At 72.4% G+C, this 7,436-nt stretch carries 4 protein-coding genes, 2 tRNA genes and 4 pseudogenes; 7 read left to right on the top strand and 3 right to left on the bottom strand.

Annotated features, from left to right (window positions below):
• Both HMPREF3086_RS16030 and HMPREF3086_RS16025 read left to right on the top strand, forming a co-directional pair.
• Positions 1–641 (top strand): annotated as a pseudogene (locus HMPREF3086_RS16030) (DNA primase); the annotation flags it as partial.
• A gap of 82 nt (positions 642–723) precedes the next feature.
• Positions 724–796, top strand: a tRNA-Asn gene (locus HMPREF3086_RS16025).
• Between the two features lie 56 nt (positions 797–852).
• Here HMPREF3086_RS16025 and HMPREF3086_RS16020 read toward each other — a convergent pair.
• A complete protein-coding gene (locus HMPREF3086_RS16020; RefSeq protein WP_070722909.1) occupies positions 853–1,275 on the bottom strand; it encodes a nuclear transport factor 2 family protein in 423 nt (140 codons plus the stop codon).
• Between the two features lie 57 nt (positions 1,276–1,332).
• Here HMPREF3086_RS16020 and HMPREF3086_RS16015 point away from each other — a divergent pair, with 57 nt between their 5' ends.
• Together HMPREF3086_RS16015 and HMPREF3086_RS16010 are read left to right on the top strand one after the other, a co-directional pair.
• Positions 1,333–2,739, top strand: coding sequence for a carboxylesterase/lipase family protein (locus HMPREF3086_RS16015; protein WP_070722908.1), 1,407 nt, complete (start codon positions 1,333–1,335; stop codon positions 2,737–2,739).
• A 50-nt stretch (positions 2,740–2,789) separates the two neighbouring features.
• Positions 2,790–2,866 (top strand) — tRNA-Ile (locus tag HMPREF3086_RS16010).
• Positions 2,867–2,886: 20 nt separating this feature from the next.
• On the opposite strand, the pseudogene HMPREF3086_RS19960 reads toward HMPREF3086_RS16010, so the two are convergent.
• Positions 2,887–3,366 (bottom strand): annotated as a pseudogene (locus tag HMPREF3086_RS19960) (helix-turn-helix transcriptional regulator); the annotation flags it as partial.
• 367 nt (positions 3,367–3,733) lie between these two features.
• On the opposite strand from HMPREF3086_RS19960, the pseudogene HMPREF3086_RS16000 reads away from it, so the two are divergent.
• Positions 3,734–4,511: pseudogene (locus tag HMPREF3086_RS16000) on the top strand (ABC transporter ATP-binding protein).
• 65 nt (positions 4,512–4,576) lie between these two features.
• Here the strand turns inward: HMPREF3086_RS16000 and HMPREF3086_RS15995 are convergent.
• Positions 4,577–5,686, bottom strand: coding sequence for an alpha/beta hydrolase (locus HMPREF3086_RS15995; protein WP_239550348.1), 1,110 nt, complete (start codon positions 5,684–5,686; stop codon positions 4,577–4,579).
• 59 nt (positions 5,687–5,745) lie between these two features.
• On the opposite strand from HMPREF3086_RS15995, the gene HMPREF3086_RS15990 reads away from it, so the two are divergent.
• Complete coding sequence (locus tag HMPREF3086_RS15990) at positions 5,746–6,660, top strand: ABC transporter ATP-binding protein (protein WP_043569089.1); 915 nt, start codon at positions 5,746–5,748, stop codon at positions 6,658–6,660.
• Positions 6,660–7,436, top strand: a pseudogene (locus HMPREF3086_RS15985) (hypothetical protein); the annotation flags it as partial. The gene HMPREF3086_RS15990 and the pseudogene HMPREF3086_RS15985, both read left to right, overlap by 1 nt.

Here is a 7,436-nt window from a genome sequence, read left to right as displayed (position 1 = left end):
CGGGTGGACCGGGCGGGGGAGCCCGCCCGGGATGGGACGCGGCCGAGCGTGGTGGCGTGGGTCGTGGTCGAGGGGGGTACGACGACGACGAGGTCGGCGGCGGCGACGCCCCGCGGACTCCGGAGGTGCCGAAAGGCGTGCCGATTCCCGCCCCCGGTGATCCGGTGCTGTGGCCCCAACGCGAGGCGGTGAAGGCGGCCCTGCAGTACCCGGGCCTGGCGGGCCCGTTGTTCGACTCGCTGCCGGACGAGTGCTACACCCACCCGGCGTACGCGGCGATCGCGGAGGCGTTGTCTCGGGCCGGGGGCTGTGCGGCCGGCAAGAGCGGCGTCAACTGGGTGGCCGAGGTGTCGCAGGGGCTGGAGGACGAGGGCCTGCGTCGTCTGGTCGGGGTGCTCGCGGTGGAGACGTTGCGCGTGTCGGAGGAGGCGTTGCCGCGCTACATCTCCGGGGTGCTCGCGCGCCTTCAGGAGGTGTGGGTGTCGGGGCAGATCGCCGACCTCAAGTCCAAGGTGCAGCGGATGAGTCCGGCGGAGGACCCGGAGGGGTATTCGGCACTCTTCGGTGATCTGGTGGCGCTGGAAGAGTACCGGCGCGGCCTGCTGGAGCAGGCGGTCGGTGCCACGCCGGACATCGCGTGACCTGCCGATTTGGTTCCTCAGCGTGGTTCGCACTAAGGTGGTTTCTCGGTATCCGGCACAGCAGCCGGAAGGCCGGTAGCAATCCCCCATAGCTCAATTGGCAGAGCATTCGACTGTTAATCGAAGGGTTATTGGTTCGAGTCCAATTGGGGGAGCTCCTTCGGAGAGGGCCCGTGGCGTTGTCGCCGCGGGCCCTCTTCTGTTTCCCGTCTCAGCCGCGGCGCAGGACGCTCGGGTCGCCGAGGTCGAAGCGCACGTCGAACCGCCGTGAGGTGATCCGCCAGCCCTCGCCTGTGCGCTCCCACAGGTCGGAGTACTCGCCGAAGCACTCCCAGGACCGTCCCGCGAGGTCGTCGGCACCGAGGTGCAGCACGCGGGCGTAGGTGAGGCTGCGGGCGCGGTCCGGGTCGCCCTCGTACCCGACCTCCACGCGGTGGTTACCCAGCAGGTGCTGTGAGGGCCCGCAGCCGCCCAGATGATCGCGGACCCGCTCGACGACCGCCTCGCGGCCCCGTGCCCCGTACCCCGTCGCGGTCTCGGTGAACAGCGCCCCGAGCGCGTCCCAGTCGCGGGTATCCAGTGCGCTGGCGACGTCGGCCAGCCGCTCGATGATCTGATTCCTGTCGGTCGTCATCTGTTCTTCGTAGCAGGGATTCCCGGCCGATCCGGGCGGTCTCGCTACTCTGACGCCATGAGTCGTCCCGGAGCAGGAAGCGCCGTCGAGGTCACCGTGTCCACCGGCCGCGTCCGCGGGACCGACCTGGGGGACGTGGTCCGCTTCTACGGCATCCCGTACGCCGAGGACCCGGTCGGCGATATGCGCTTCGCGGCCCCCGTCAGGCGGAGCCCCTGGACCGGGGTCCGCGACGCGACGCGGCCGGCGGCCACCGCCCAGCGCCTGCGCTTCGATCCCGATCCGGCGATCCCGGAGCCGATCGTCGCGGGCACGGACATCCTGCACGTGGACGTGTGGGCGCCACCCGAGGGGACCGGGCATCCGGTCCTGGTGTGGATCCACGGCGGCGGCTGGGAGTCGGGCTCCTCGCATCAGCCGTGGTTCGACGGCACCGCGTTCGCGAGGGCGGGGATCGTCGTGGTGTCCGTGGGCTACCGGCTGGGCGTGGAGGGCTTCACCTCGTTCCCCGACGCCCCGGACAACCGCGGCGTGCGCGACTGGATCATGGCGCTGGAGTGGGTGCGCGACGAGATCGCGGCCTTCGGCGGTGACCCCGGGCAGGTCACCGTGTCGGGCCAGTCGGCGGGCGGCGGTGCCGTGCTGTGCCTGCTGGCCTCGCCGCTGGCGGCCGGGCTGTTCCACCGGGGGATCGCCTCGTCGCCCGCAGTGCTGAGGTCGCCGGCCGCGCAGGCCCCCAAGGGAGCGACGGCTGCCGAGCTGGCGGCGGGCGGCCGGGGCGCGGTCGACGAGTTCCACCGTCGGCTCCGCAGGGACAACCCGTTCCTCATGCCGTTCCGGCCGACCATCGGCGATGAGACGGTCCCCGTGCCGCCGCTCGAGGGGGTCGGGGAGGGGCCGGGGCTCGGGGTGCCGCTGCTCATCGGTTCCACGGCCACCGAGTTCGAGGGGCTCGTCCGCGCGCTCCCGGGCCCCGCGCTGGTGCCGGGCGCGGCGATGATCCTGCGTTCGCAGGAGCTCCCCACCACGGGGCTGCGCGCGTTGGCCCGCCAGTCATCGGGACGGTCGCTGCGTCGAGCGGTGGGGGCGGTCGTCGACGCGGCGACCATCCACTCGACTGTCGTGCGGGCCGTCGAGACCCGCATCGCGGCGGGCGGACCGACGTGGGTGTACGACTTCCGGTGGGCGGCGGGCCGCGGGGCGGTGCACTGCGCGGACCTGCCGTTCTTCTGGTCTGTTCCCGAGGCCGCGAACGTACGCGCGTTCCTCGACGCGCCCGTTCCGCCGGACCTGGTCGCGGCGATGCACGGCTCGTGGGTGGACTTCGTCCGCTCCGGCGACCCCGGTTCGCCGGCCTACGAGGCGCCCACGCGGCGGGTGCAGGTGTGGGACGAGCCGCCCGCAGTCGTGGAGGACGGTCTGGCGGACGTCCGTGAGGTCTGGTGGCCGGACGGCGCGACCTGACGCCTTGCTACGATTGCGCCGCGCGTGTGGGCGAGACGCCCGTCACGCGAGGGGCTATAGCTCAGTTGGTTAGAGCCGCGGACTCATAATCCGCTGGTCGCGGGTTCGAGCCCCGCTGGCCCCACCACCGCCGGAGAACTCCCCCGGGGTCTGCCCGTATTCCCTGGTGAATGCGGTGACGAATGCGGAGGCGCTCGCGTAGCCGACCAGGTGCGCCGTCTCGGTGACCGAACGGTCGTGGAGGTAGGCCGCCGCGGCGCGCAACCGGATCCGGGTCCGCAGGGTGGTGAACGACACCCCGAACACCCGCTCCAGGTCGCGCTGCAGGGTCTTGGGGCTCACGTGCAACCTCCCGGCCCAGCCGGTCAATCGGGTGTCGTCGGCGGGATCGGCGAGCAAAGCGCGCGCCACCACGTGCGCCGGGGTGTCGGCCGCCGTCCGGAAGTCCACGGGCACGGCGGGTGCCGCGGCCAACCCGTCGAGGATGTCGACGCGAGCGCGCAGCCCCTCGGGCTCTTCGACCCCGGGGCGCGCGATCTCGAGCAGCCGCGCACCGACCTCCTCGGCGGGGGTCAGGGCGGCCGCGGCCAGCGCGGTGAGGGTCGGAGGAACGGACCGCAGGGCCATCCGGAGCACCGTCTGGGATCGCAGACCCCGCACCTCGGCCGCCACGCCGGAACGGATCCACAGCATCTCGCCGGAGGAGATGAAGCGGGAGCAATCCCCGCGCCGGACGACCAGGACCCCGTCGGGTGACCAGAAGAGCTGATGGACGAAATCGTCGCGGTCCTCGCGGAAGTCCGGCACGATCCGATCCGGCGGATAGCGCAGTACCAGGATCCCGGTCGGAGGGCCCAGCCCGTAACCGAACTCCTGGACGGCGATCTCCCCGACCGAACTCGCGAGGGGGAGGGCGGTCGGAGCCAGGGTCTGTCCTCTGCTCGACATCGTGTGACTCCTCGGCGATACCCGTTAACGAGAAGGAGATCCGCCGATGACCCGCCTGCGCGCGCGAGGACTGAGCCTGGGCTACGGTGACCGGCTCGTCGTGGAGAACCTCGATCTCGAGGTGCCGCACGGCGCGTTCACCGCGATCGTCGGACCCAACGCGTGCGGGAAGTCGACCCTCCTGCGCTCGCTGGTCCGGTTGCAGCCGGCCCGGGCGGGCGTCGTCGAGGTCGACGGTCGGCCCCTGCGGATCTGGAAGAGCAGGGAGGTCGCCAGGGAACTGGGGTTCCTGCCCCAGAGTGCGATCAGCCCGGAGGGGATCCGGGTGAAGGCACTGGTCGGCAGGGGCCGCTACGCGCACCAGTCGATGCTCAACACCTGGTTGCGGGCCGATGAGGACGCGGTCGCCAGGGCCATGGCGGCGGCCGGGGTCGCGGATCTCGCGGATCGGCTCGTGTCGGAACTCTCCGGCGGCCAGCGGCAACGCGCCTGGATCGCGATGGTGTTGGCGCAGGAGACGCCCTACCTGCTGATGGACGAACCGACGACGTTCCTGGACAGCTCCCACCAGTACGACCTGCTCCGACTCCTGCGCGAGCTGGTGACCGCCGGTCGCACCGTCGTCGCGGTGCTGCACGACCTCAACCAGGCGTCGAGGTTCGGCGATCACCTGGTGGCGATGCGGGACGGTCGGATCGTCGCGAGCGGCCCCCCCGCGCGAGATGGTCACCCCGGCGTTGGTCGAGCAGCTGTTCGGCATGGAGTGCGTGGTCGTCCCCGACCCGGTGACCGGCACCCCGATGGTGGTGCCGGGGCGGGACTGACCGGCACCGGTTCCCGCGGCCGATCGGTCTCGCCGGCGATCACGAGGCGACACCGGCGCGAAAGGTCAGTAGGCCAACGCCATCCGCATTCCGCCCACCGCCTCGGACAGCGCCGCCCTGGCGAGAGGGGTCGCGCCCACGGCGTTGACGAACGGGTGGACCAGCGTGGCGTGGCGCCGCAGCGATACCGGCACCCCGGCGTCGGCCATCCGGCGGGCGTACGCCTCGCCCTCGTCGCGCAGCGGGTCGAACCCGCCCGTGGCGACGTGCGCGGGCGGCAGCCCCGAGAAGTCCGTGGCCAGCAGGGGAGACGCGCGGGGATCGAGCCGGTCGTCGTTCGAGCGGATGTAGGTGCGCTCGTACCAGTCCATGTTGCCGCGGGTGAGGAAGTACCCCTCGCCGAACAGTTCGTAGGAGCGGGTCCGGGCGGACATGTTCGTCGCCGGGACGAACAGCAGCTGGAAGTCCGGGGTCTTCTCACCCGCGTCGCGGGTCTGCTGGCACACCACCGCGGCGAGGTTGCCGCCGGCGCTGTCGCCGCCCACCGCGATGCGCTGCGGGTCCACGCCGAGTTCGGCGGCGTGGTCGCGGACGTACCGGAACGCGGCCAGGGCGTCCTCGGCGGCGGTGGGGAAGAGGAACTCGGGCGCCATCCGGTAGTCCACGCTGATGACCTTGAGGCGGCCGGTGTAGGCGATGTAGCGGCACGTCGCGTCGTGCGAGTCGATGCTGCCGAGCACCCACCCGCCGCCGTGGAAGTACACCAGGACCGGCAGCGCCTCGTCGCCGTCGACGGGCGAGTACAGGCGTGCGGGCAGGTCGACGCGGTCGGGATCGTCACCGCCGAGCGGGAGGACGATGTCGGTGACGACGGCGAGGTCGATCTTCTTCCCCGAGACGGTGTAGGCCGACCTCTCGACGACGGCGCGCGCCCGCTCGAGGGTGAGGTCCTGGTATTCCCCCTCGGACATGAGCGAGATGACCCGGAGCCCGGCCTGGAAGTGCGGGTCGAGGACCTGTCCGTCGACGCGCCGGGGAGCACCTGCCACGGGGCGCAGCAGGGGGCCGGGCAGATATCCGGCGGCCGTCATGACGGCTTTGGTCAGTCGGTCGCCGAGCGACGGCGTGAAGGCACGGTGGCCGGACATTCCGGAGAGTGACGGTGCGGGGCGCATGGCCACATTGTGGCGTGGAACGCGGGATGATCGAGGGTGATTGGTCGAAGGAGCTGGTCATGCGTTCAGAAGACGACGACGTCATCCGGGTCGAGGCGCTGGTCAAGACGTTCGGGGGAGTGCGGGCCCTCGACGGGCTGGACCTGGAGGTCCGCCGTGGCGAGATCCACGGGTTCCTCGGTCCCAACGGCGCCGGCAAGTCCACCACCATCCGCGTCCTGCTGGGGCTCGTGCGCGCGGACTCCGGCACCGCGACCGTGTTCGGCGCCGACCCGTGGCGCGACGCCGTCCGGCTGCGCTCGCGGGTCGCCTACGTCCCCGGCGAGGTCACGCTGTGGCCGCGGCTCACGGGCGGCCAGTGCATCGACCTGGTGGGCCGGTCGCTGGGCGGGCTCCAGCCGGCCCGGCGCGACGAGCTCGTCGAGCGGTTCCGCCTCGACCCCACCAGGCGCACCCGCGACTACTCGAAGGGCAACCGGCAGAAGGTCTCGCTCATCGCCGCGCTGGCCTCCGGTGCCGACCTGCTCGTGCTGGACGAACCCACCTCCGGCCTGGACCCGCTCATGGAGCGGGTCTTCCAGGACTGCGTGCGCGAGGCCGTCGACGCGGGTGCGACCGTGCTGCTGTCCAGTCACATCATGGGGGAGGTCGAGGCGCTCGCCGACCGCGTGAGCATCATCCGCGACGGGCGGACCGTCAGCTCGGGCACGCTGGCCGATCTGCGGCGCCACACCACGACCGAGGTCCACGCCGTCACCGACGCCGACCCGCGGGCGCTCGAGCGTGTGAGCGGCGTCGACGACTTGCGGATCGGCGACGCCGGCGACGGCCGGTTCGACATCCGCTGCCACGTCCCGGCGCCCGCGCTCGGGGAGGTCACCGGCATCCTCCACGCCGCCGGCGTCCACACCCTCACCGCGACCCCGCCCAGCCTCGACGACCTCTTCCTCAGCGCCTACTCCGGAGCCCGGTGATGAGCGCACCCCTCGTCGGCGCACGCCTGGCCGGTACCGGCCTGCTCAGCCGGATCGCGCTCCGGACCGGCTGGCCGGCGATGGTCGCCTGGGTCGTCGGGGCCGTCACACTGTTCCTCGCCACCGGACTGTCCATCGCCACGCTCTACGACACCCCGGAGGAGCTCGCCGCGTACAGCGCCTCCGTCGGCGAGACGATGGTCATGCTCACAGGTCGGGTGGCCGGCCTCGACACCCCGGGCGGAGTGGTGATGAACGAGTACTCGTTCCTCGTCGGCTTCGGGGTCCCGCTCATGGCGATCGCCCTGACCGCGCGCTCCACCCGGCGGGAGGAGGAGTCCGGACGATCGGAACTCCTCGTCGCGGGCGGGGTCGGCCGGCTCGCCCCGGTGGCGGCGGCCCTCGTCGTCGTCGCCGGGGTCTTCCTCGCACTGGGCGCCGGCCTCTGGGCCGCGACGCTGGCGCTCGACGTGGACCGCGGCGGCGCGGCGCTGTACGTGGCCTCGATCGTCGCCACCGGCTGGGTCTACGCCTCGGCCACCGCCGTCCTCGCCCAGGTCCTCGCGCACCACCGCACCGTCTGGGCGGCCTCCCTCGCGGTGGCCGGACTGTCCCTCGTCACGCGCGGCATCGGCGACGCCGAGGAGAACTGGCTGAGCTGGGCGTCCCCGCTCGGCTGGCACGGGCTGACCCGGCCGTTCGGCGAGTCGTCCCCGCTCCCGCTCGCGGTGTCGCTCGCGGCCGCCGCCGCGCTGGCCGCCCTCGCGCTGTGGCTC

The sequence above is a fragment of the Dietzia sp. HMSC21D01 genome, from assembly GCF_001815995.1.
Taxonomy (GTDB): Bacteria; Actinomycetota; Actinomycetes; order Mycobacteriales; family Mycobacteriaceae; genus Dietzia; species Dietzia cinnamea.
The sequence above is the reverse complement of the archived record's forward strand: the minus strand, read 5'-3'. Positions and strand labels throughout refer to the sequence as shown.

Excerpts from the sequence above, each read along its gene's own strand:
- HMPREF3086_RS16015 (WP_070722908.1), top strand. The coding sequence starts at position 1,333 with ATGAGTCGTCCCGGAGCAGGAAGCGCCGTCGAGGTCACCGTGTCCACC.
- HMPREF3086_RS15995 (WP_239550348.1), bottom strand. The coding sequence starts at position 5,686 with ATGCGCCCCGCACCGTCACTCTCCGGAATGTCCGGCCACCGTGCCTTC.
- HMPREF3086_RS15990 (WP_043569089.1), top strand. The coding sequence starts at position 5,746 with ATGCGTTCAGAAGACGACGACGTCATCCGGGTCGAGGCGCTGGTCAAG.
- HMPREF3086_RS16020 (WP_070722909.1), bottom strand. The coding sequence starts at position 1,275 with ATGACGACCGACAGGAATCAGATCATCGAGCGGCTGGCCGACGTCGCC.